Raw genomic sequence first — 21736 nt, forward strand, 5'->3', positions numbered from 1 at the left:
TCACTCTCCATCAGCCAGACGCCGAGTGCGGCGAGCCACCGCCCGGAACGCAGCAGCATCCGCCCCAGCCGATCCCGCAGAGAGGCGGGACATGCGTTCCGCCAGCGCTTCGAAGTCTGCTGCCAACGAGGCGTACTCATCTGATCTCTCCCGGGTGCGGGCCGCACGCGCCGCTCGGATCGCCTCGATCTCCGCGGCGTGGACGCACCGGGCCTTGCGGTACCAGAGGTCGAACGCCCGCCAGTACGAGAGCCCAGCACGCCGCGCGGCGCGGCCGATCTGAACCTTGATGCTGTCGTTGCCGGAAGGCTGCGCGATCTCGCGCAGGCCCTCGGCCGCCTCAAGCAGGAACGCGGTCACGCGCTGCTCCCAAGACTTTTGGGACATCTCCCAATCCACCTCCGCCACGATCCGGGTCGTGACGGAGGTGCCAGATGAGGAGATGCCCCGAGGATGAGTTGACGGAGACGGAGGCCACGCCGCGCACCACCCTGGCAGGTCCGGGTGCGGCGCGGGCCGCCGAGACGAGACGCAAACACAAGGAACGGGCGCGCCAGCGCCGACGCCGGCACGCGCCCTGGGAGCGAAGCGCGCTCCATTCCGGCCGCCGGCCCCGATGAAAGGAGCCGGCCATGACCGGACGCGAGACCAACCCCGATCAGGACTTCACGATCGAACTGACACGCGTCGAGTACGAGGACGACGACCCCTTCGGCCCGGAGACCTACGTGATCACCTTCCGGGTCGAGCGGGAGGGCAGAGGATTCGACGTCACGGTCTGGCTGCTGGCTCACAGCGTGCCGACGGTCGATCTGATCCGGGCAGCGATGGTGCTGCTGCACGAAGTGGTGGCGAAGCTCACCGAGCAGACGAGGGCGTGGAAGGGCGGGACGGGCTGACCCAGGCACGCCGCTGTTCAGAAGTGCGAGCGCCGGGCGGCGAACGATTCGCGCGTGCCGCCCGGCGCCGCTACCATCCGAAGTTGCGACACGACGGGTGGAAGTCACATGCCGATCGAACTGAAGGATATCGTTGGTTGGGGCGTAACCGGCGGCCTCGGACTGGTAAGCTTGTGGCTCAACATACAGACGAGGCGAGACGCCAAGCGCACTTCGCGGAAACAAAAGGAGAGAATTTGGTCTCTCCATCAAGAAGACACCGTTGTCCCAGAGGCAGAAGGGGTTTTGTTGCGAATACATCTCGAAGAGCCAAATATGAACCGCTTTCGCCTTATATCTATAAAGGTCCAGCTGCCGAAAAGGGCGCTGGTATCCGAATTTGAAAACGTATTTGGTCATGACGGTCGATATATAGGCGCCAAGCCTATCTATTGGAAAAATATGATCGAGCCAAATATAGAGTTGAAGCAAGATCGAAGATACGCCGTCGATCGTGCAACCCATCTTTTCTTTGTGAAACCTGCGTCGATCAAAAGGCTGCGCAATCCCACAGATAGGGTGCGAATATCGATTAAGCTTGAGGAAGTCTCGTCCAGCAGATCCATCACGCGACTTAATGTCACTAGCGAGCCAATTGCATGGCCGAGCATACAGACGACGAGCGTCACGTGATCTGAAGTCTTGGATACGCCAGCTGATGTAGTTGCAGCGCACGCACCTGCGCGCGGTCTGCATATTGAGGAAGGCGCGGAGCACGGCGCGCGCTCTCAGCGCGCTGCGCAGACTATCACGTCCCGCGCACCACGCATCGATCCGCCGATCCGGCCAGGAGAGGAGGCAGCGGATCATTGTTCCTAATCCGCGCTTTTTGGGTGAATCAATGCAAGAAAACCAGCAGCCCGTTCAACAGACTCCCAATTTTCCAGGCGAGGTCTGGTTGTCCCCGACCTCCACCTTGTCCACGTAGACCTGTCTATATTGGCCCGCTCAAACAGCGCCCCAAGCGGCACGCCCGCCGCCTTCAGCGCTGATTCTATACGGCGAGTGCGGTCAGCGATCTGCATACATGTGCATATAGTGCATTAAAGCACGATGCACAAGCGGCAATGCACGATGCAGGCCTGCATCATATTTGGTATGATCCACCCGAGCGGAAGGCCCCTAGGCGTTGTAAGATGGAAGAAATAAGTGACTCAGCCACTGTTGCGTATATAAGGCATGTTCTCCATGAAATGCAGATAAGTCCAACCGCACTCGCAAAAAAGGCCGGTGTAAGCTCTACGACTTTGACTAGGCCTTTAAACAAGCCAGACCATAAATTTAATCTATCTGCGTCAACTATAGAAAAAATACACAAGATAAGTGGAATAAATCCGGGACCATTTTTTAATAATTCTGATTTTGCCTCGCGCTCGTTAGCGGCTATCCATGACAAAGATGCCTATGATCCAGAAATTTGGGGCGGCAATGACAGCGATTTAGTAGCGACCCTTGTTATCGGAGGAGCTGGACTAGGGGTTTGGCAGGAAATTGGAAAGGCATGGTCAACTCAATTAAACATAATGGACCTAACTTATACAGGATACAAAAGCAACGATTGCTTTGCAGTAAGAATACTTGACGATCATATTCTTAAACATGGCTACGTTGACGACTATTTGTTATGCATCAGATTCGGCGCTTATAAACATGAAGTCACTTCTGGCCAAACAGTCCTATTAGAACGCCGCCGTGACGGCGGCAGGCTCATTGAGCTTACCGCGCGCCGCGTGCAGAAGCTGAAAGAGGGTTGGCAACTTAGCACCTATGGCAGGGGCCGCCTGGCCCAGGATCAGGTCGTCCTTGCCGAATTGACAGGCGACCCTGACGCCGAGGTGATTGGTGTCGTCGGCTATGTGGTGAAGCCAATATAAATGATGCAGTGATGCATTTTCAGACTTGTGCATTTATGCATCGTCCCGCATGATGCCTTCCATCGCCGCTGGCGTGGAGGCCGCTCGTGCTATCCAACCACAACCCCTTCGTCCCCATCCTCATCGCCGCCGCCTACTTGTGCGCCGGCCACGCGCTCACCCGCCAGATGGAGGGTTGAGAGATGGAAGCGCTCACAACCTTCAACTTCGAGACCAAGCCGCTGCGCTTGGTCGATCGGAACGGCGAGAGTTGGTTCGTCGCTACCGACGCCGCCGGCATCCTCGGCTACGCCGCCGCCAAGGATCTGACCCGCACCCTGGATGACGACGAAAAGGGTGGGCACCGGGTGCCCACCCCTGGCGGCGAGCAGGAAGTCGCCATCATCAGCGAGGCGGGCCTGTACCGGGCCATCCTCCAGCGCCGGGCGACGAACTCCGTCCCGGCCGAGATCCGGCAGGCCATCACCCGCTTCCAGCGCTGGGTCTTCCACGAGGTGCTGCCGAGCTTCCGCCGGACCGGCACCTACGCGCCGGCTGAGCCCTCCGATGCGCCCGGGGTCGCCACTGCCTTCCGCTCCTACTTCTCCATCGGCGAGCTGATCGGCCTCGACCGCAACCAGGCGGCGTTGGCGGCCAACCGGGCGACGCGCACCACCACCGGCATCGATCCGCTGGCGCTGATGGGCGCGACCCATCTCCTGGCGCCGCAGCAGGCCCCGCTTCTCACCCCGACCGACCTCGGCAAGGAACTCGGCGGCCTCTCGGCCATCGCGACCAACAACATGCTGGCCGAGCGCGGCTTCCAGGAGGGGCGGCGCGATGCCAAGGACCGGCCCTACTGGGTTCCGACCGAAGCGGGCGAGCGCTTCGCCGTCTTCCTCGACACCGGCAAGAAGCATTCCGACGGCACGCCGGTGCGCCAGCTCAAGTGGTCGGCCGATATCGTCACCGCCCTGCGCGAAGCTACTGTGGCCGACGCGCCCGTAGCCTGACCCTCTTCTTCCCAGTTCCCGCCCTCGTCGGCTGAGAGCCGGCCCGGACGGGTCACCCCCGGGTCATCACGCCCGCTTCTTCCCACACAGCCAGACCCATCAGGAGGCTACCATGCTTCACGTCCCCGGTATGCCCGAAGGCGTTCACGTTTCATTCTCGCCGGAGCAGGTTTCTACCCTGGCTCTGAGCCAGCCCGATCCCGTCCTCGCCCTGATCGAGGCGCATCGAGCCGCCTATGCGGCGTGGGAGCCGCTTGGCGCTGCCTGGAACGACGCCCTCGGCGGAACGCCGGAATACGCTGCCGCGGAGGCCGCGCAGGCAGAGCCCTATCGGCGCGAACGGGAGGCATTCGGCGCCCTGCTGGCGACGCGACCGACCACGGCCGGCGGCCTCTGGGCCCTCACCACATACATCCCGGAGTTCCTTCACGAAGCGGGCTTCAGCGACGCATCGCACGAGCAGGCAACGCTCGATGCCTTGCGCGAGGGAGCGCTGCAGCTTGGGCTGGCGTCGGTGGTGTCCGAAGCCGTCAAAGTCCGGCCGGAGGGCTCGACCGCCGTCGATACCAGCCTGATCCAATGGGTTCGGGAACTCGCCGCGATCGAGGCTGAGCAGACCGCGATCCTGAAATCCGGCACCTATGCGGACGCCTACGACTCACCGGATTGGGTCCGGCTCGAAGGCCATCGCGAGACCATCCTGGAACGGGTGATCGCGACCCGTGCGCACACGATGGACGGGCTGAAGGCCAAGGCGTCCTTGCTCGATCTGGAGAGCGTCAAGCATTTTCAGAAGCCGACGGAGCGTCTGGCGGACTCGATGGCGACGGACATCGCCGCGATGCCCGTCGGCGCCCCGAAGACCTCAGAAGCCCTGGCCGCGCTGATCAAGGCGCACGAACTGGCCTACGGGCACGCCCTCTTCGCCGACACCTACGGCGAGCCGGATGCCGCCGCCCGCAGGCAGGCCAAGGAGGAGGCCTTCCGAGCGTTGCTGCACACCCCGCTGCATTCCGACGCCGATCGGGCCGCCTACGCCCTCGCCGTGATCGAGCGGCAGAGCAGCGCTCTCGTTGTCGATCGATCGCTCGGCCGGGACCACCCGATGCCGGTCGCCTACCGCAATCTCCGCCTCGGCGAGTACGCCCGGGAGCCGGTGGAGATGCGTGACATCGGCCGTGCGGCCGAGCCCGAGACACCCGAAGATCCCCACGTCGCGCTCCTGCCCGCCCTGCGGCAGGCCTTCGCGTGGAACTGCGCGGCCATGCCCATCCGCAACGATGCGCTGAGCGGAAGCCGAGAGGACGAGGCGTGCGGCGCCGTGCACGAGCATTGCTGGCGACTGGCCGGCCGCATCGTGGCGCTGCCGGCACCGAAGACCCCGGCCGGGTTGGGCGCGCTGGCGCTGGCGCTGTCCGTCGCGGCTGAAGGCGCGATCGGAGTGGAGCGCGGGGACGACCTCGACCACGAGCGCTACGGCGATGAGAAGCGCATGGCGGCTGCGATCCGCGCCATGATGGCGGCGACGGGTGTCGAACCTCTGCCGGGCTGGACCGGCTTCGGTGACGAGCCCGACCACGAGGCGCGGACGAACGCTGCAGCCGCGGCGGCCGGTTCGGGCTCCCTCCCGGCCTGGGCGCTGGCCGGCGAGGCGGGTCCGGATGCCGAGGACGTCATTGGCGAGGGATCGCCCGAGGTCGCTCCCTGCGCGCAGGCTCCTGCCGCCTCGCTGCCCAGCCACGATCTGTCCGGCTACTCCATCCCGCAGCTCTGCGCCCTGTTCGGTGTGTACGAGCGAGCCGAGGATCACTTCTACAGCGCTGCCTGGTGGCCGAAGCTCGGCGAGGCCGGCTCGTCCATGGTGACCAGCGAAGGCGACCGCTGCATGGCGCTCAAGGACGCCGTGGCGGACGAGTTGCAGAAGCGCACGCCGGTGCATGGCACAGATGCCGACGACCGCGGCGAAATGCTGATGCGCCGCACGCTTGTCCGGGGAAACTGGGACGCCACCGCCCAGCTGGTCTCCTGCCTTCGCGGCGAGGTCTCGGTCCTGCAGGGGGCGCACTGACCCATGGCGAATGCCATCTCCCTCCAGACCCGGCAGCCTCGTGCTGCCGGCCCCACCGGGGCGGCGCTTCCGCCGTTCCACCCGGCCACGGCCTGGGCCGGCCTTCCTCGCGAGACGCGGGACGCCCTCGGCACCACGCTGGTCGACCTCGTGTTCCAGGACTTCCTCTCGGGTGCCGCCTACGCCGAGGAGGACCGCGTGCTGACCGACGACGATCAGCGCAGCGCGGCCATCGAGCGGGCCGAGGGCTTGCTGAACCGGATCTACGACGACGTTGCCGCCGCGCTGCCGGCGCTGTTCGGCCCGGCCGGCGAGAACCCGGCTTGGGTCGAGGATTTCCGCGCCGGACGCCTAACCATCTCGCACGAGGGGGTGCTGTCGTGATCACCACCCACATCACCGACCCGCACGTTGCCTGCCGCCATCGCCTCCTGACCGCCTATGGCTGGTTCGTAGCTGCCCGGCCGATCGAAGGGGGTTCGAATCCCACCTCTTCCGCCCACAAATCCGCCCTGGCGGTGAACGAGGCGCGGCGCGAAGAAGTCCTACGCGTCCTCGCTTTACCGGCCCCGGTCACCCGGGACGGTCTGCGCGTCACCGGCTTGGCGATGGCGATAGCGGCGGAGGGGCGCGCCGCCGGCAGCGACGCGGGCCTGTACCTGACCCTCGCGGCCCGCGCGATCCTGGGCGCGACCGGGGAGAACCTGCCGCCGGGCTTCACCGGCTTCGGCGACGAGCCGGATCACGATGACCGCGACCGGGCTGCCTGGACCGGCACCGGGTCGCTGCCTGTCTGGGCTCAGTCCGGCAAGGCTGCGCCGGACGATGCCGACTTCCTGGCGGAGGTGCGGGCATGAACGCGATCTCCCGCATTCCTCCCACCCGCGGCCTCGTCGGGATCGATGTCCTGCTGATCGACGGACGCGCCATCCATCTCGACGACATCGCGACCGCCGAGGAGGGGCGCCAGTTGCTGGCGGTCCTCGACGGCGAGATTGCCAGGATCGAGGACCAGCTGTCCGCCGCCGATTTGCGCGGCGCGGACCCGGAGTGGCGCCGACGCGCCACCACCGCCCACAAGCGCAAGCGCCGGATCCGCCCCCGGCTGCAGGAGCGGATCGGCATCCTTCGGCGAGCCGAGCGGGACCAGGCGCATGCCGCCGACACCCTGGCTGCCTCCTCCGCCAAGGACGGCCGGCGCCGCGCCTTCATCCTCGCCGCCCAGGAACTCCTCAGCCACGAGGTCGTAACGGAGGTCTGGGCCCGCGCGGCCGAGATGAAGCCCGACCTGTTCGCGGACGGCAGGGTGGCAGGAGGATCGGCATGACCGAGCCCGATCCCATCCTTGCGGCCATCGCCACCCACCGCGCCGCCTACGACGCGTTCCAGGTCGCACCCGACGGCGAGGCCGCCATCCTCGCCGAGGAAGCCTACCGGGAGGCCGGCGAGGTCCTGGTCACGATGGCCTGCGCCACGCCCGCCGGTGCGATGAGGCTCCTCGAGCACCTGCGCTGGTGGCTCGCCGAGGAGGTCGCGTTCGCCGACAGCTACGGCCTGACCTACCGGGCCGCGCAGGTCCGCGTCGCCGATCTCACGGCGCTGGCCTGCTCGTGCTGGCCGGTCTCCGGGCGGGAGCCGGACCCGATCCTTCCGGCCATCGAAAAGGCGGAGGAGGCCGAGGGCGCTCATACTGCGGCACTCTCAGACCTCGACGAGACCGACGACGTGCAGGTGCGGGCCGCCAACACCGCGGCAGACGCGAGTTCGGCGGCCTTCGAGACGCTGACCACTATCCTGCCGACCACGCGGGCTGGGCTGTTCGCCCTGGCCGAGTTCTACGCCCGGGAGAGCGAGGAATTCGAGCCGATGTGCGCGGGCGGGCAGTACCTGCAGCATCTCGCGGCCGCCTTGAGGGTGAGTGATTCCACCGGCCTGATTTCGGGCACCTCATTGGCAAAAGCTGCGTCACATCAGCGGCTTGTCTGCATGATTCCGCGAACCGCTGCACACGCCTCATCATCGGCGAGGGCGCAGTGACGAACCGTGGCCCGATCGGCATGCTGATTCTTGCCCAGGTCCATCCAGGCCACCCGATAGCGCGCGGCCGCAGCCGTGTGCCGCTCGGGATGCCGCTGGTCGAGTGGCGAGCGGGGGGCGTCCCGGCCCCTACTGCTGAAGGGGAGAGGTGACGTGGAGCGGACGCAGATCCCCGGCGCCTGTCAGATCCTCGGCGTGTCCGCCCGGACCATTCAGCGGCTCGCGGTGGCGGGCCTGTTGCCGAGCGCCGTCAAAGTTGGTCGGGTGTGGACGTTCGACATCCAGGCGCTTCGGACCTGGCTCGTCGAGCAGGAGGTAAAACCGTGCCAGCGCATCGAAAGAAGGAAGCCCCAGAGGGCTGCTACTGGCGGGGCGAGGTCTTATGGGCTCGCTTCACCGTCGGGGGAAAAGAGTACCGTTTCAGCCTCAAGACAGGCGATCCGAGCGTTGCGCGAAATCGCGCGGCAGCAGAGCACGCCAAGATAGTGGCGGCCCATAGCTTCGGGGAGGACCGAAAGCTATGGGCCGATGCCGTGACTGCCTGGGGGCAGTACATGGTGAGCCAAGTCGGCGCTCGGACGTTCGATCGGTATACCAACTCCCTCGACATCATAGACGACCATCTGACCGGACTCCACGTCGATGAGGTGTCCGACGACACTGTTGCGGCCATCGTGCGGGCGCGGCGCGCGGCTGGCGTCTCCACGGCCACGATCCGTCGCGACCTGACCGCGCTGTCCAGCGTGCTTAGCTTCGCTGTCGACGAGAAGTGGCGGAAGGGCAACCCGGCGCTCGAGGCGATGCGCAGCCGGCGGCTGAAGGAGCGCCGCGACCCGATCGTGCTGCCGGATGATCGCGACATCGAGCGGGTGATCGCGCGGGCCCCCGGCCTCTTCGCGCATCTGATCCGGGCCGCGCTCCTTACCGGCTGCCGGCAGGACGAGCTCGTGACGCTGGAGCGACGGCACGTCGACCTGAACCGGCGCGCCATCTCCGTCCTCGGCAAGGGCAACAAGCGGCGCGAGGTCGGCTTGACCGAGGAGGCCGCCGCGCTGTTCGCGTCAATCCCGGTCAACCTGGCGACCCGAGCCGTCTTCTGGCACCCGGGGGCGAAGGGCCTGCCCGGCGGCCGCGCCCGGGAAGAGCCCGAGCCCGGCCCGTTCATCAACCCCGCCACGCGCTTCTCTTTATATACGCGCAGCGTCGCCGAGGCCGAGGCTACCGAGATCGCGGAGGCCGCTAAGCGTGGGAAGAAGCTCGAGCCGACGTTCCGGCGCTTCCGGTTTCACGACCTGCGCCACCGCTTCGCGGTCGACTACCTGCGGTCGGGCCGCGGTGGGATCTACACCCTCCAGCAGGAGATGGGGCACACGAGCATCAAGGTCACGGAGCTGTACCTGGCCTTCCTGACCCCCGAGGAGCAGGCTCGAGCGAAGGACATGCCTGCACAAAACACGGCACAGGTGCATCGGTTTCCGGGATTGACCGGGGCCTAACACGTTGCTACGGCTGCGGAATAGATGACCGCCGCGATTTCCGTCCATTGGTTTTGTAAACCGAAGGTCGGGAGTTCGATCCTCTCCACCGGCACCAGTTCCACCGGGCCGCCCGCGCGGTCCGTGCGTCGCGGAGGCCCCCGATGCCGTCCCTGCTCCGCTCGGCCTTCCCGCTGCTGCTCGCGCTGCTCGCCGGCCGGGCCCAGGCCGCCGACGAGCGGGGGCCTCATCGGAAGCCGGTGGCCGTCGTGGCCGACCGGAGCCTGGCCGTGGCGCCCGGCGCGCGGCTCCTGTTCTTCGCCTCCGCCGATCTCGACGCACCCCATCCCGAGACGACCCGGGCGGTGATCGTGCTGCACGGGCGGCTGCGGGATGCCGACGTCTACTACGCCTCCGCGCTCGCCGCCCGGGAGGCGGCCGGCCGGGCCGGGGACGGGGCGCTCCTCGTCGTGCCGCAATTCCTGAGCCAGACCGACTGGGCCGCGCATGCCCTCCCGCCGGACGTGCTGCGCTGGACGCTCGAAGGCTGGCAGGGCGGGGACGACGCGCTCGGCCCCGCACCCCTGAGCTCGTTCGACGCTCTCGACGCGATCCTGGCCCGGCTCGCCGACCGGCGCCTGTTCCCGAACCTGTCGCGGATCGTCGTCGCCGGCCATTCCGGCGGCGGCCAGGTGGCGCAGCGCTACGCGATGCTGTCGCGGGAAGGCGACGCCCTGGCGGGGCGGGGCGTCCGGGTGACCTACGTCGTCGCCAATCCCAGCAGCTACGCCTACGTCACGCCCGAGCGGCCCGGCCCGACCGCGGATTGCCCCGGCTACGACCGCTGGAAATACGGCCTGCAGGACCTGCCGCGCTATGCCGGCGGGGCCGCGCCGGCGGCCCTGGAGGCCGCCTACGTCGCCCGGCCGGTGACCTACCTGCTCGGCGGCTGGGACACCGACCCGCAGCATCCCGCCCTCGACCGGAGTTGCATGGCCGAGGCGCAGGGGCCGTTCCGGCTGGCCCGCGGCGAGGCCTACTGGGCGGCCCTGCGGGCTCGCCACCCCGACCTGCGCCAGCCGCTCCACGTCGTGCCGGGCGTCGGCCATGACGGGCGCCGGATGCTCGGCTCGGCCTGCGGCCTCGCGGCCCTGTTCGACGCGCCGGACTGCGGGCCCGGCGAGGACGGCGGTACGGATCCTGCCAGACCCCGCCCGATCGATCCCGCCGCCCCGGCCGGGGCGGCGCAGCCTCCACGGTAGCCCCACAGCATGAGCACGCTCCCCAAGGTCGCCTTCATCGGCACCGGCGGCACCCTATCGTCGGTGGGCCGCGACAGCCTCGACATCCTCGACTACACCGCCACCGGCCGGCGCCTCGAGGCCGAGGAGATCCTGGCGCGGGTGCCGGAGACCCGGGAGGTCGCCGAGGTGGTGCCGGTGCGCTACCGGGCGGTGACGAGCCCGGGGATCGGCTTCTCCGACTGGCGCACCCTGGTGCGGCTCTGCGAGGAGCTGGCGGGCGCGCACCCGGACCTCGCCGGCATCGTCATCGGGCACGGCACCGCCACCCTGGAGGAGACCGCCTACGCGCTGAGCCTCACCCTGACCGCCGACCTGCCGGTGGTGCTGGTCGGCTCGCAACGGCCGATCAGCGCCCTGTCGAGCGATGCCGGCCTCAACCTCGTCGCGGCGTTGCGCACCGCGGCCGCCCCGGAATCCCGCGGGCGCGGCGTGCTGGTGGTGCTCAACGACGAGATCCAGGCCGCCCGCGAGGTGACCAAGACCTCGGTGACCCGGATGCAGACCTTCCGCAGCCCGGATTTCGGGGTGCTCGGCCAGGTCGACGGCGAGCACGTGCGCTACTACCGCCGGTCCGAGCGCCGCCACGCCCCGGGTACGCCGTTCGACATCCGCACCCTCGACGCCCTGCCGCGGGTCGACATCTCCTACGCCTACGCGGATGCCGACGGCACGGCGGTGCGGGCCTTCGCGGCGGCGGGCGCCCGGGGCATCGTCTCGGCCGGACTCGCCCCCGGCATGACCCCTCCGGCGGAGGCCGAGGCCCTCGCCGAGGCCGCGGCCGCCGGCATCGCCGTCGTGCAATCGACCCGGGCCGGCAGCGGCGTCGTGCCCTCCACCGTGCGGCTGGCCTCCCACGGCATCGTCCCGGCCGACAACCTGACGCCGCAGAAGGCCCGCATCCTCCTCGCCCTCGCGCTCACGGTCACCCGCGATCCCGCCGCGCTGGCGGAAATCTTCGCGACCTACTGAGCCGGCCCGCGGGGCGCCCACACGCTTCCACAAGGCCTTGATGCCGCAGACGATTGCCAGGCCGACGGGGGCTGACTAGGCTTCCGGCGCCGAGCCCGGCGACTGCCCCCGCGGTCGGGCTGGCGGCAGGTCGGGCCGGCGCAGTCTGAACACCTCCGTCAGCGCCCGACCTGCTTGCGGGGGGGCAACAGGGAGGGCATCCGGGGAGTCCGCCGATGGTGCGCCTGAACGAGATCCGGGCCGGGGAGGTCGCCGTCGAGGCGCCCCGCGCGACCGATGCCGGTCTCGTCTTCGTCGGCCGGATCCGTACGCCCTGGACCGACCGCCTCGGCTGCCCGCGCCAGGGCCGCCTCGACGGGCCGACCTGCCGGATCGAGGTGTTTGCGCCCTGGCGCGACGCCCTCGACGGCGTGGCGCTCTACGAGCGCCTGGAGGTGCTGTACTGGCTCGACCGCTCGCGGCGCGACCTCGTGCGCCAGAGCCCGGCCAACGACGGCACGACCCGGGGCACCTTCTCGCTGCGCTCGCCGGTGCGGCCGAACCCGATCGGCACCAGCATCGTCGCGCTGGTCGGGATCGAGGACGGCGTGCTGCACGTGCGCGGCCTCGACTGCCTCGACGGGACGCCGCTCCTCGACATCAAGCCCGACCGCGGCCTGTTCGTGCCGCTGGCACCGCCCCAGGCCGGCGACGCGCAGGCGGGGGACGCGTGATGCGGGCCGCCGCCGTCGCGCTCCTCGCCGCGCTCCTCGGCGCGCCGGCCGCCTCGGCGCAAGACCCGCCCCCGGCCGCAGACGCTCCGGCGGCCGTGACGGCCCTGCCGATGCAGGAGGTCGCCCCGGGCATCTTCGTCTACGAAGCGCCCTACGCCCTCGCGGGGCGGCGCAACGACGGCGCCATCGCCAATGTCGGCTTCGTGATCGGGCGCGACGCGGTGGCGGTGATCGATACCGGCGGCAGCCTGCGGGCGGGGCAGCGCCTGCTCGCCGCCCTGCGCCAGCGCACCGCGCTGCCGGTGCGCTACGTCGTCAACACCCACGTCCATCCCGACCACGTGCTGGGCAACGCCGCCTTCGCGGGGGAGGGCACGACCTTCGTCGGCCACGCCGCCCTGCCCGACGCCCTGGCCGCCCGGGCGCAGGACTACCTGAAGGCCAATGCCGACCTCGTCGGCCCGGACTTCGCCGGAACTCGGATCGTGCCGCCGACGCTTCTCGTCTCGACGAGCCTCGACCTCGACCTCGGCGGCCGGGCGCTGCACCTCGAGGCCTGGCCGACCGCCCACACCAACAGCGACCTGACGGTGCGCGACCGGGAGACGGACACCTGGTTCCTCGGCGACCTCCTGTTCGTCGGCCACGTCCCGGCCCTTGACGGGCGCCTGTCGGGATGGATCGGGGTCCTGCGCCGCCTGCGGGCCGAGCCCGCCGCCCGGGTGGTGCCCGGCCACGGCCCCGCCTCGGTCGCCTGGCCCGCCGCCGCCGGTCCGATCGACCGCTACCTCGCAGTGCTCGAGAGCCAAGTGCGGGCGATGGTGCGCGACGGCGCGCCCATCGACCAGGCGGGGAAGGCCGCACGCGCGGAAGCCCAGAACTGGTCCCTCTTCGACGACTTCAACGCCCGCAACGCCACGACGGCCTACCAAGAGCTCGAGTGGGAGTAAGGAGCAGTTAAATATCCGGATGCGTCCAACCGCGGCACTTCCGTTGATGTGCGAACGGCAAAGCCGGCTCAACGTTCATGCTGCGCGGCACAATACCTATGCTGCCCTGCAGCATGGAAGGTCTCATATACCTTAGTTATGAAATTCGCGCTCGGGTGTCGCAGGCCGAGAGCCGGTTGGCGTGTTGACGGCGCCCCGATTTCTCTTAGAGTTCCTTCAGCTTCGGCTTCAACGGCGCCGCCAGGGGAGGGGGCGCTCGGTTCGCAAACACGGCAGGGATCTCACCGGTCCCCTCGTGCCAGGATCTCTGGCGGCCGGTTGTGACACGCTGACGAGGCCAACGACATCCCCAAACGCAAACAACAGGAACCGGCCCGATTCGTCCCGTTGCGGATGTCGGGATCAATGCACCTGTCGGAGGAATCCATGAGAGCGGTCCATCTCCTTGCGGTGAGCGCGGGTATCCTCGGCGCCGTCCCGGCGCTGGCGAACGAAGACGTCCTGAAGCGCACGGCCAACCCGGCCGAGCAGGTCCTCCAGACCGTCGACTACGCCAATACGCGCTACTCGAAGCTCGACCAGATCAACGCCGGCAACGTCAACAAGCTGCAGGTGGCCTGGACCTTCTCGACCGGCGTGCTGCGCGGCCACGAGGGCTCGCCGCTGGTCGTCGGCGACGTGATGTACGTCCACACGCCGTTCCCGAACATCGTCTACGCGCTCGACCTCAACCAGGATGGCAAGATCCTGTGGAAGTACGAGCCGAAGCAGGATCCGAACGTGATCCCGGTGATGTGCTGCGACACGGTCAACCGTGGCCTCGCCTATGCCGACGGCGCGATCTTCCTGCACCAGGCCGACACCACCATCGTGTCGCTCGACGCCAAGTCCGGCAAGGTGAACTGGTCGGTCCAGAACGGCGACCCGAAGATCGGCGAGACCAACACCGCCACCGTGCTGCCGGTGAAGGACAAGCTGATCGTCGGCATCGCGGGCGCCGAGTACGGCATCCGCGGCCACATCACCGCCTACGACCTGAAGACCGGCAAGCAGGCCTGGCGCGCCTACAACGTCGGCCCGGACGCCGAGATGAAGATCGACCCGGAGAAGACCACCGAGCTCGGCAAGCCGGTCGGCAAGGACTCGTCGATCAAGACCTGGGAAGGCGACCAGTGGAAGACCGGCGGCGCCTCGACCTGGGGCTGGTACTCCTATGACCCGAAGCTGAACCTGGTCTATTACGGCACCGGCAACCCCTCGACCTGGAACCCGAAGCAGCGCCCGGGCGACAACAAGTGGTCGATGACGATCTTCGCCCGTGACGCCGATACCGGCGTGGCGAAGTGGGTCTACCAGATGACCCCCCACGACGAGTGGGATTACGACGGCATCAACGAGATGATCCTCACGGATCAGAAGATCGGCGACAAGGAGCGGCCGCTCCTGACCCACTTCGATCGCAACGGCTTCGGCTACACCCTCGATCGCGCCACCGGCGAGCTGCTCGTCGCCGAGAAGTACGATCCGGCGGTGAACTGGGCCAGCAAGGTCGACCAGGACAAGTCCTCGAAGACCTACGGCCGTCCGCTCGTCGTCGCCAAGTACTCGACCGACCAGAACGGCGAGGACACCAACTCGAAGGGCATCTGCCCGGCGGCGCTCGGCTCCAAGGACCAGCAGCCGGCGGCCTACTCGCCCAAGACCAACCTGTTCTACGTGCCGACCAACCACGTCTGCATGGACTACGAGCCGTTCCGGGTGAGCTACACTCCGGGCCAGCCCTATGTCGGTGCGACCCTGTCGATGTACCCGGCGCCCAACAGCCACGGCGGCATGGGCAACTTCATCGCCTGGGACGGCACGGCCGGCAAGATCAAGTGGTCGAACCCCGAGCAGTTCTCGGTGTGGTCGGGTGCGCTCGCCACCGCGGGTGACGTGGTGTTCTACGGCACGCTCGAGGGCTACCTGAAGGCGGTCGACTCCAAGACCGGCAAGGAACTGTACAAGTTCAAGACCCCGTCGGGCATCATCGGCAACGTGATGACCTTCCAGCACAAGGGCAAGCAGAACATCGCCGTCCTGTCGGGCGTCGGCGGCTGGGCCGGCATCGGCCTCGCGGCCGGCCTGACCGACCCGAATGCCGGCCTCGGCGCGGTCGGCGGCTACGCCGCCCTGTCGAGCTACACCAACCTCGGCGGCCAGCTGACGGTCTTCAACCTGCCGAACTGATCCCCGGCACGGGCGGGCGCGCGGCGCGCCCGCCCATCAGACCTAAGTCCGGGCCGGCGCGGGTATCCGCGCCGGCCTCCTTATGATTAGATTATCATCAGAATCGCGAAACGCCGAACTGCGCGGCGGCGGTTCAATGATATCAGGGAGAAGCGTCCTTTGCGTCATCTCAGCAGAGTTGTCCTGCGGCCGCTCGCGGCCGGCCTCGCCCTAGCAGCCGTCAGCACGGCTGCCGTACATGCTGAGGATGCCAAGAAAGCCGATGCGAAGCCGGATCCGGCGCTGGCCAACCAGCTCAACCCCAACGACAAGACCGCCGAGCCCGACGAGAAGCTGCTCGCCAAGGACGCCGCCGTGAAGGTGGAGGACGGCAAGTACACCGACGCCTCCGGCAGCCCGACCTTCCACGTCACCGACAACGGCAAGAAGGTCGACTGGTACAGCTATTCCGGCTACCGCCGCTACCACGCCGAGTGCCACGTCTGCCACGGCCCGGACGGCATGGGCTCGACCTACGCCCCGGCGCTCAAGGATTCGCTGAAGTACCTCTCCTACGAGGAGTTCGTCGGCATCGTCGTCGGCGGCAAGCAGGACGTGAACTCGTCGACCCAGAAGGTCATGCCGGCCTTCGGCGACAACAAGAACGTCACCTGCTACATGGACGACCTCTACGTCTACCTGAAGGCCCGTGCCGCCGGGGCGATGGGCCGGATTCGTCCGAACGAGAAGGAAGACAAGCCGGACGCGGCGCGCAAGCAGGAGAAGGAGTGCCTCGGCGGCTGATGACGCGGGCCCTTCTCCTGGCGGCCGGCCTCGCGCTGGCCCTCGCGGGTCCGGCGCGGGCGCAATCCCTGCCGGACCTCGTCACCACGGACGCCCTGCGGGTCTGTGCCGATCCCGGCAACATGCCGTTCTCCGAGCGCCAGGGCGACGGGTTCGAGAACCGCATCGCGGCGATCCTCGCCGACGAGTTGAAGGTGAAGCTCCGGTACTACTGGCTCACCCAGGGCCCGGGCTTCGTGCGCAACACCCTCGGGGCAGGCCTGTGCGACGTCATCGTCGGCTCGGCCTTCGGCACCGAGCTCGTCCAGAGCACCAACCCCTATTACCGCTCGACCTACGTGCTGGTGTCGCGGCCCGGCACCTTCCCGGGCCTGACCGGGCTCGACGACGAGCGCCTGAAGGGCAAGCCGATCGGCGTGATCGTCGGTACGCCCCCGGTCGAGCGCATGGGCGCGGTCGGCCTGGTGCCGACGATGAAGCCCTATCCCCCCTACCAGTTCGACCCCTCGCGCAAGCACCAGACCGTCTCGGCCGAGATCGTCGCCGACGTGGCCTCGGGCAAGCTGGACGCCGCGGTGCTGTGGGGGCCCGCCGCCGGCTGGCTCGCCAAGGAGGCCGGCAAGGAAACCGACAAGCATGCCGGCGGCCTCGAGGTGGTGCCGCTGCTGCGCGAGCCCGACCGGCCGCCGCTCGCCTACCGTATCGCCATGGGGGTGCGCCACGGCGAGAACGAGTGGAAGCGGATCCTCAACACCGCGCTCCGCAAGCGCCGCGCCGAGATCGAGGCCGTGCTGCACGACTACGGCGTGCCGCTCCTCGACGAGGAGGAGAACAAGCTGCTGCCGGCGGACGCCAAGCCGTGAGGCGTGCCCTCGCGGCGGGTCTCGCGGCGCTCCTGCTCGCAGCACCCGCCGCCCGCGCCGCACCGCCGCAGCCCGACGGCTACCGCCTCGAGGATTTCCGCAGCCCGACGCCGGCGGCGCTGACCGGCGCCGAGACGGTGAGCACCGCCGAGGCCGAGCGGCTCTGGCGGGCGGGCGCCGCCTTCGTCGACGTGCTGCCGCGCCCGCCGCGGCCGACCACGCTGCCCCCCGGCACGATCTGGCGCGACGCGCCGCACGACAGCATCCCCCGCGCCCAGTGGCTGCCCAATACCGGCTTCGGCGAGCTGGCGCCGCAGACCGAGGACTACTTCCGGCACGGCCTGTCGGCCGCCACCGGCGGCGATCCGGACAAGCCCGTGGTGCTGTTCTGCCAACGGAATTGCTGGATGTCGTGGAACGCCGCCAAGCGGGCGCTCGCCCTCGGCTACCGCCACGTCCACTGGTACCCGGACGGGACCGACGGCTGGGGCGAGGCCGGCCTGCCTCTCGCCCGGGCCGAGCCGGCGGGGCCCTGACGCGAACCCGTCGGTTGTGTCATGGAACGCCCGATCCACGTCCGGGAGACCATCATGACCGTCGAGCGCGTCGCCATCGTCACCGCCGGGGGCAGCGGCATGGGGGCCGCGGCGGCCCGCAAGCTCGCCGCCGACGGGTTCCGGATCGCGATCCTGTCCTCGTCGGGCAAGGGCGAGGCCCTGGCCGAGGAACTCGGCGGGGTCGGGGTCACGGGCTCGAACCGCTCGCCGGAGGATCTCGGCCGCCTCGTCGCGCGCACGATGGAGCGGTGGGGGCGGGTCGACGTCCTCGTCAACAGCGCCGGCCACGGGCCCAAGGGCCCGCTCCTCGATCTCACCGACGAGGACTGGGCCCGGGGCATGGAGGTCTACTTCCTCAACGTGGTGCGGCCGACCCGCCTCGTCACGCCGATCATGCAGCGCCAGGGCGGCGGCGCGATCGTCAACATCTCGACCTTCGCGGCCTTCGAGCCGGAGCAGGCGTTCCCGACCTCCGGCGTCTTCCGCTCGGGGCTCGCCGCCTTCACCAAGCTGTTCGCCGACCGCTACGCCGCCGACAACATCCGCATGAACAACGTCCTGCCGGGCTTCGTCGACAGCCTGCCGGAGAAGCCGGGCATCCGCGAGCGCATCCCGCTCGGCCGCTACGGCAGCGCCGACGAGATCGCCGCCGTCGTGGCGTTCCTGGCCTCGCCGGGCGCGGGCTACATCACCGGGCAGAACCTGCGGGTGGATGGCGGCATCACCCGGTCGGTGTGAGCCAAAAGGATGCTACGCCGCGCCCGCGACCGGCTCGATCCCGCTGCGGTCGAGCCGGGCCAGCGCCTCGGAAACGGTCTCGCCGCCGGTAACGAGGTCCGGGGCGATCTCGGCGAGCGGCACCAGCACGAAGGCGCGCTCGCGCAGGAAGCGGTGGGGCAGCACCAGGCGCTCGTCGGAGACGGTCGCGCCGGCATAGTGCAGCACGTCGATGTCGATCGCCCGCGGGCCCCAGCGGCGCTCGCGCACCCGGCCGAGCCGTGCCTCGATCGACAGGCAGGCCTCCAGCAGGGCGTGGGGCGGGAGCGTGGTCTCGATCCCGAGCGCGCCGTTGAGGAACCAGTCCTGGTCGGTGTCGCCCCAGGGCGGGGTGCGGTAGTTGCGCGAGCGCGCCGTGACGGCGATGCCGGGCGTCGCGGCGAGCGCCGCCACCGCGGCATCGAGCATCGCGGCCTTGTCGCCGAGGTTGCTGCCGAGCCCCAGATAGGCCCTGGCCGAATTCGCCTCACGCATGCCGGGTCCTCGTGATCTCGACCGCGACCCCGTCGAGGACGAGGGGCACCGGGGCGCTCGGCTTGTCGATCCGCACCGTCAGCGCGTCGAGCTGGGGGAAGGCCGCCAGCGCCTCCGCGCAGATCGTCTCGGCCAGGGCCTCGATCAGCCGGAACCGGCGCTCGGTGGCGATGCGGTGGGCGAGGCCCGCGAGGTCGGCGTAGCTCACCGTGGCGCCGATCTCGTCGCTGCGGCCGGCCTCGCCGAGATCGAGCCGGGCCTCCAGGGAGAGGTAGAAGCGCTGGCCGAGGGTTTCCTCCTCCGGCAGCACGCCGTGGCGGGCGAAGACCGCGAGGCGGTGGATCAGGATGCGGTCCCGGGATTCAGGCACGATCTCAGGCTCCTGCGCGGGAGGCGGGACGCGTGATCGCGTCGACGACCTGGCAGGCCTCGACATGCGGGCGCACGTCGTGGACCCGGACGATGTCGGCCCCGAGCGCGGCGGCCGCTACGTGGGCGGCGATCGAGCCGAACAGGCGGTCGGCGGGCGCGGTGGCGGCGTTGTGGATGCGCCCGAGCACCGACTTGCGCGACACGCCGACGAGGAGCGGGAAGCCGAGCGCCCGCAATTCGGGCAGGCGCCGCAGGGCTTCGAGATGCTGCTCCCAGCTCTTGCCGAAGCCGACGCCCGGATCGAGCACGATATCTCGGTCGGGAATGCCGGCCTGCCGGGCGATGGTCAGCGAGCGCTCGAAGAAGGCCCGCATCTCGTCCATGATGTCGAGGCTCGGGTCGATGGTCTCGCGGTTGTGCATCACCACCACCGGAGCGCCGTGATGGGCCGCCACGCGGGCGATCTCGGGGTCGCGCTGCAGGCCCCAGACGTCGTTGACGATGCGGGCGCCGGCCTTCAGCGCCACGTCGGCGGTCGAGGCCTTGTAGGTGTCGATCGAGATCGGGACGGGGAGGGTGGGGGCGAGGGCCCGGATCGCCGGAAGCACCCGGGCCTGCTCCTCGTCGGCCGGGACCGGGACGTGGCCGGGCCTCGTCGACTCGCCGCCGATGTCGAGGAGTGCGGCGCCTTCCGCCGCCAGCCGGGCGGCCTGCTCCCGCGCGGCGTCGAGATCCTGGAAACGGCCGCCGTCGGAAAACGAATCGGGCGTGACGTTCAGGATGCCCATCACCAGGGTGCGGCGGCCGAGATCCGGCAGCAGGGCGGCGAGTGCGGTCAACGGCATTGTCCTCGGGCGGGAGACCGGCCCGGGATAGGCCGGCCCGGGCGCGGGCGCAACGGCGCCGGGGCGATCACCCTTCGGTTAGGATCGGCCGGAAACGGTGCGCCGCCAGGCCCTTATCTGGCGCCGGCGCGGGCGGCCCGCTACATTGGTCGGAGCATTGGTTCACGCGCGAGAGAAGCCCGCCAGGGCCCCGCCGCCGGAGGGAACGCCATGAGGAACAGCAAGACAGCGAGGCTGGTGCCGGCCCTGGTCGTCGCCGCGGCCCTCGCCGGGCCGGCGCGGGCGGAATCGGGCGTGACGCCGACGAGCGCCGTGGCCGCGCAGACGAGCCCCCCGCCGGCGCCGCCACGGCCCTCGCCGCTGCAGGACGACCGGCCCGAGACCACCTGGCAGGAATTGCGCACGAGCGTGACCGGCGACAAGCCGCTCGGCGACGGCAGCGGTCTCGTCACCCTGGAGGCGCCCAAGCGCGCCGAGGACGCCGCCATCGTGCCGATCACCCTACGGATCGCGGTGCCCGAGGGCGACCCGCGGCGCGTGAAGGCCCTGACCCTGGTGGTGGACGACAACCCCTCGCCGGTGGTCGGCACCTTCCGGTTCGCCGAGGGCCAGCGCCGCTTCAATCTCTCGACCCGGATCCGGGTGAACTCCTACTCCTACGTCCGCGCCATCGCCGAGACCGAGGACGGCGCGCTCCTGATGACCCGCGTCTTCGTCAAGGCGTCGGGCGGCTGCTCGGCCCCCGCCCTCAAGGATCCGGTGGCCTCCACCGCCCATCTCGGCGAGATGCGGTTCCGCAGCTTCGCCGAGCGCGGCGAGGCCCAGGTGCAGGTCCGCCACCCGAACTATTCCGGCCTGCAGATGGACCAGCTGACCCGGACCTACACCCCGGCCTGGTTCGTCGAGAACATGACCGTGCGCCAGGGCGACAAGCCGGTCTTCACCATGACGGGCGGCATCTCGATCAGCGAGGACCCGACCTTCCGGTTCTCCTTCGCGGGCAACACCGAGCCGGTGACGGTCACCGCCAAGGACACCGAGGGGCGGGTCTTCACCCAGAGCTTCCCGGCGGCCAACGGGACCTGACGACGCATCCTGTGTCGGGGAGCGGGTCGGGATGAAGCTGGGCTACGTGATCCTGTACGTGCCGGACGTGGCGGCGAGCGTCGCGTTCTACGGGCGGGCCTTCGGGCTCGCGCCGCGCTTCGTCCACGACAGCGGGCAGTATGCCGAGCTCGAGACCGGCGGGACGGCCCTGGCCTTCGCGGAGGAGGGGTTCGTCGGCGAGGCCTGCCCGGGCTTCCGCCTCAACCGCCGGAGCGAGGCACCGGCGGGCTTCGAGGTCGGCCTCGTCGCCGAGGACGTCGCGGCGGCCTTCGCCCGGGCGGTGGCGGCCGGCGCCCTGCCGGTCGCCGCGCCGGTGACGAAGCCCTGGGGACAGACCGTCGCCTACGTGCGGGACGGCGACGGGGTGCTGGTGGAACTGTGCAGCGCCATGGGCGCCTGAGCCCCGGCG

The 21736-nt window shown here is 69.2% G+C and carries 25 protein-coding genes; 21 read left to right on the top strand and 4 right to left on the bottom strand.

Annotated features, from left to right (window positions below; translation table 11 throughout):
* A complete protein-coding gene (locus BMX97_RS14480; RefSeq protein WP_143074624.1) occupies positions 1 to 360 on the bottom strand; it encodes a hypothetical protein in 360 nt (119 codons plus the stop codon).
* Between the two features lie 272 nt (positions 361 to 632).
* Here BMX97_RS14480 and BMX97_RS14485 point away from each other — a divergent pair, with 272 nt between their 5' ends.
* The 19 genes from BMX97_RS14485 to BMX97_RS14575 all read left to right on the top strand — a co-directional run bounded on the left by BMX97_RS14485 (position 633) and on the right by BMX97_RS14575 (position 18490).
* Positions 633 to 899, top strand: a complete 267-nt coding sequence (locus BMX97_RS14485; protein WP_091751231.1) for a hypothetical protein — start codon at positions 633 to 635, stop codon at positions 897 to 899.
* Between the two features lie 108 nt (positions 900 to 1007).
* A complete protein-coding gene (locus BMX97_RS32090; RefSeq protein ID WP_143074625.1) occupies positions 1008 to 1571 on the top strand; it encodes a hypothetical protein in 564 nt (187 codons plus the stop codon).
* A gap of 503 nt (positions 1572 to 2074) precedes the next feature.
* Complete coding sequence (locus BMX97_RS32095) at positions 2075 to 2812, top strand: helix-turn-helix domain-containing protein (RefSeq protein WP_177202228.1); 738 nt, start codon at positions 2075 to 2077, stop codon at positions 2810 to 2812.
* A 182-nt stretch (positions 2813 to 2994) separates the two neighbouring features.
* Positions 2995 to 3804 carry a BRO-N domain-containing protein gene (locus tag BMX97_RS14495; protein ID WP_091751235.1) on the top strand — a complete coding sequence of 270 codons (810 nt, stop codon included), beginning with the start codon at positions 2995 to 2997 and terminating at the stop codon, positions 3802 to 3804.
* 112 nt (positions 3805 to 3916) lie between these two features.
* The gene (locus BMX97_RS14500; protein ID WP_143074627.1) at positions 3917 to 5872 is read left to right on the top strand and encodes a hypothetical protein; all 1956 of its coding nucleotides are present in this window, start codon (positions 3917 to 3919) and stop codon (positions 5870 to 5872) included.
* Positions 5873 to 5875: 3 nt separating this feature from the next.
* A complete protein-coding gene (locus tag BMX97_RS14505) occupies positions 5876 to 6256 on the top strand; it encodes a hypothetical protein (protein ID WP_091751241.1) in 381 nt (126 codons plus the stop codon).
* A complete protein-coding gene (locus BMX97_RS14510) occupies positions 6253 to 6729 on the top strand; it encodes a hypothetical protein (RefSeq protein WP_091751245.1) in 477 nt (158 codons plus the stop codon). Before BMX97_RS14505 ends, BMX97_RS14510 begins: the two co-directional genes overlap by 4 nt.
* Positions 6726 to 7199 (top strand): hypothetical protein, encoded by a 474-nt coding sequence (locus tag BMX97_RS14515; RefSeq protein WP_091751248.1) that lies wholly within the window; start codon positions 6726 to 6728, stop codon positions 7197 to 7199. The genes BMX97_RS14510 and BMX97_RS14515 overlap by 4 nt, the downstream gene beginning before the upstream one ends.
* Complete coding sequence (locus BMX97_RS14520; protein WP_091751250.1) at positions 7196 to 7909, top strand: hypothetical protein; 714 nt, start codon at positions 7196 to 7198, stop codon at positions 7907 to 7909. Before BMX97_RS14515 ends, BMX97_RS14520 begins: the two co-directional genes overlap by 4 nt.
* A gap of 323 nt (positions 7910 to 8232) precedes the next feature.
* The gene (locus tag BMX97_RS14530; RefSeq protein WP_244538432.1) at positions 8233 to 9405 is read left to right on the top strand and encodes a tyrosine-type recombinase/integrase; all 1173 of its coding nucleotides are present in this window, start codon (positions 8233 to 8235) and stop codon (positions 9403 to 9405) included.
* Between the two features lie 143 nt (positions 9406 to 9548).
* Complete coding sequence (locus BMX97_RS14535) at positions 9549 to 10646, top strand: alpha/beta hydrolase (RefSeq protein WP_244538433.1); 1098 nt, start codon at positions 9549 to 9551, stop codon at positions 10644 to 10646.
* 9 nt (positions 10647 to 10655) lie between these two features.
* Positions 10656 to 11657, top strand: a complete 1002-nt coding sequence (locus BMX97_RS14540) for an asparaginase (protein WP_091751259.1) — start codon at positions 10656 to 10658, stop codon at positions 11655 to 11657.
* A 215-nt stretch (positions 11658 to 11872) separates the two neighbouring features.
* Positions 11873 to 12370, top strand: a complete 498-nt coding sequence (gene tsaA, locus BMX97_RS14545; RefSeq protein ID WP_091751263.1) for a tRNA (N6-threonylcarbamoyladenosine(37)-N6)-methyltransferase TrmO — start codon at positions 11873 to 11875, stop codon at positions 12368 to 12370.
* Complete coding sequence (locus tag BMX97_RS14550; RefSeq protein ID WP_091751266.1) at positions 12370 to 13320, top strand: quinoprotein relay system zinc metallohydrolase 2; 951 nt, start codon at positions 12370 to 12372, stop codon at positions 13318 to 13320. The genes tsaA and BMX97_RS14550 overlap by 1 nt, the downstream gene beginning before the upstream one ends.
* A gap of 426 nt (positions 13321 to 13746) precedes the next feature.
* Positions 13747 to 15549: a lanthanide-dependent methanol dehydrogenase XoxF5 gene (gene xoxF5, locus BMX97_RS14555; RefSeq protein ID WP_091751452.1), complete on the top strand. Its 1803-nt coding sequence runs from the start codon at positions 13747 to 13749 to the stop codon at positions 15547 to 15549.
* Positions 15550 to 15708: 159 nt separating this feature from the next.
* Positions 15709 to 16332, top strand: coding sequence for a c-type cytochrome, methanol metabolism-related (locus tag BMX97_RS14560; RefSeq protein ID WP_091751269.1), 624 nt, complete (start codon positions 15709 to 15711; stop codon positions 16330 to 16332).
* Positions 16332 to 17195: a rare earth element methanol dehydrogenase accessory protein XoxJ gene (gene xoxJ / locus BMX97_RS14565; protein ID WP_091751272.1), complete on the top strand. Its 864-nt coding sequence runs from the start codon at positions 16332 to 16334 to the stop codon at positions 17193 to 17195. Before BMX97_RS14560 ends, xoxJ begins: the two co-directional genes overlap by 1 nt.
* Entirely contained in the window at positions 17192 to 17731 is a 540-nt protein-coding gene (locus BMX97_RS14570; protein WP_091751275.1) for a PQQ-dependent catabolism-associated CXXCW motif protein, read from the top strand. The genes xoxJ and BMX97_RS14570 overlap by 4 nt, the downstream gene beginning before the upstream one ends.
* 54 nt (positions 17732 to 17785) lie before the next feature.
* Positions 17786 to 18490 carry an SDR family oxidoreductase gene (locus BMX97_RS14575; protein ID WP_091751455.1) on the top strand — a complete coding sequence of 235 codons (705 nt, stop codon included), beginning with the start codon at positions 17786 to 17788 and terminating at the stop codon, positions 18488 to 18490.
* 12 nt (positions 18491 to 18502) lie between these two features.
* Here BMX97_RS14575 and folK read toward each other — a convergent pair whose 3' ends face one another.
* Genes folK through folP form a run of 3 tightly spaced genes read right to left on the bottom strand, consistent with a single transcriptional unit; the run spans position 18503 to position 20220 of the window.
* Positions 18503 to 19003 (bottom strand): 2-amino-4-hydroxy-6-hydroxymethyldihydropteridine diphosphokinase, encoded by a 501-nt coding sequence (folK, locus tag BMX97_RS14580; RefSeq protein ID WP_091751278.1) that lies wholly within the window; start codon positions 19001 to 19003, stop codon positions 18503 to 18505.
* Positions 18996 to 19373, bottom strand: coding sequence for a dihydroneopterin aldolase (gene folB / locus BMX97_RS14585; protein WP_060845952.1), 378 nt, complete (start codon positions 19371 to 19373; stop codon positions 18996 to 18998). Before folB ends, folK begins: the two co-directional genes overlap by 8 nt.
* 4 nt (positions 19374 to 19377) lie before the next feature.
* A complete protein-coding gene (gene folP / locus BMX97_RS14590; RefSeq protein ID WP_091751284.1) occupies positions 19378 to 20220 on the bottom strand; it encodes a dihydropteroate synthase in 843 nt (280 codons plus the stop codon).
* Between the two features lie 210 nt (positions 20221 to 20430).
* Between folP and BMX97_RS14595 the strand changes: the two genes are divergently transcribed.
* Positions 20431 to 21306 carry a quinoprotein dehydrogenase-associated SoxYZ-like carrier gene (locus BMX97_RS14595; protein WP_091751287.1) on the top strand — a complete coding sequence of 292 codons (876 nt, stop codon included), beginning with the start codon at positions 20431 to 20433 and terminating at the stop codon, positions 21304 to 21306.
* Positions 21307 to 21337: 31 nt separating this feature from the next.
* Positions 21338 to 21727 (top strand): VOC family protein, encoded by a 390-nt coding sequence (locus BMX97_RS14600; RefSeq protein ID WP_091751289.1) that lies wholly within the window; start codon positions 21338 to 21340, stop codon positions 21725 to 21727.
* Positions 21728 to 21736: the final 9 nt, after the last annotated feature.

Origin of the sequence: Methylobacterium sp. ap11, assembly GCF_900110515.1 — a bacterium.
Taxonomy (GTDB): domain Bacteria; phylum Pseudomonadota; class Alphaproteobacteria; order Rhizobiales; family Beijerinckiaceae; genus Methylobacterium; species Methylobacterium ajmalii.

What these genes read in the sequence shown, in the direction of transcription:
- BMX97_RS14485 (WP_091751231.1), top strand. Translation starts at nt 633, where the DNA reads ATGACCGGACGCGAGACCAACCCCGATCAGGACTTCACGATCGAACTG.
- BMX97_RS32090 (WP_143074625.1), top strand. Translation starts at nt 1,008, where the DNA reads ATGCCGATCGAACTGAAGGATATCGTTGGTTGGGGCGTAACCGGCGGC.
- BMX97_RS32095 (WP_177202228.1), top strand. Translation starts at nt 2,075, where the DNA reads ATGGAAGAAATAAGTGACTCAGCCACTGTTGCGTATATAAGGCATGTT.
- BMX97_RS14495 (WP_091751235.1), top strand. Translation starts at nt 2,995, where the DNA reads ATGGAAGCGCTCACAACCTTCAACTTCGAGACCAAGCCGCTGCGCTTG.
- BMX97_RS14500 (WP_143074627.1), top strand. Translation starts at nt 3,917, where the DNA reads ATGCTTCACGTCCCCGGTATGCCCGAAGGCGTTCACGTTTCATTCTCG.
- BMX97_RS14505 (WP_091751241.1), top strand. Translation starts at nt 5,876, where the DNA reads ATGGCGAATGCCATCTCCCTCCAGACCCGGCAGCCTCGTGCTGCCGGC.
- BMX97_RS14515 (WP_091751248.1), top strand. Translation starts at nt 6,726, where the DNA reads ATGAACGCGATCTCCCGCATTCCTCCCACCCGCGGCCTCGTCGGGATC.
- BMX97_RS14520 (WP_091751250.1), top strand. Translation starts at nt 7,196, where the DNA reads ATGACCGAGCCCGATCCCATCCTTGCGGCCATCGCCACCCACCGCGCC.
- BMX97_RS14535 (WP_244538433.1), top strand. Translation starts at nt 9,549, where the DNA reads ATGCCGTCCCTGCTCCGCTCGGCCTTCCCGCTGCTGCTCGCGCTGCTC.
- BMX97_RS14540 (WP_091751259.1), top strand. Translation starts at nt 10,656, where the DNA reads ATGAGCACGCTCCCCAAGGTCGCCTTCATCGGCACCGGCGGCACCCTA.
- tsaA (WP_091751263.1), top strand. Translation starts at nt 11,873, where the DNA reads ATGGTGCGCCTGAACGAGATCCGGGCCGGGGAGGTCGCCGTCGAGGCG.
- BMX97_RS14550 (WP_091751266.1), top strand. Translation starts at nt 12,370, where the DNA reads ATGCGGGCCGCCGCCGTCGCGCTCCTCGCCGCGCTCCTCGGCGCGCCG.
- xoxF5 (WP_091751452.1), top strand. Translation starts at nt 13,747, where the DNA reads ATGAGAGCGGTCCATCTCCTTGCGGTGAGCGCGGGTATCCTCGGCGCC.
- xoxJ (WP_091751272.1), top strand. Translation starts at nt 16,332, where the DNA reads ATGACGCGGGCCCTTCTCCTGGCGGCCGGCCTCGCGCTGGCCCTCGCG.
- BMX97_RS14575 (WP_091751455.1), top strand. Translation starts at nt 17,786, where the DNA reads ATGACCGTCGAGCGCGTCGCCATCGTCACCGCCGGGGGCAGCGGCATG.
- folK (WP_091751278.1), bottom strand. Translation starts at nt 19,003, where the DNA reads ATGCGTGAGGCGAATTCGGCCAGGGCCTATCTGGGGCTCGGCAGCAAC.
- folP (WP_091751284.1), bottom strand. Translation starts at nt 20,220, where the DNA reads ATGCCGTTGACCGCACTCGCCGCCCTGCTGCCGGATCTCGGCCGCCGC.
- BMX97_RS14595 (WP_091751287.1), top strand. Translation starts at nt 20,431, where the DNA reads ATGAGGAACAGCAAGACAGCGAGGCTGGTGCCGGCCCTGGTCGTCGCC.
- BMX97_RS14600 (WP_091751289.1), top strand. Translation starts at nt 21,338, where the DNA reads ATGAAGCTGGGCTACGTGATCCTGTACGTGCCGGACGTGGCGGCGAGC.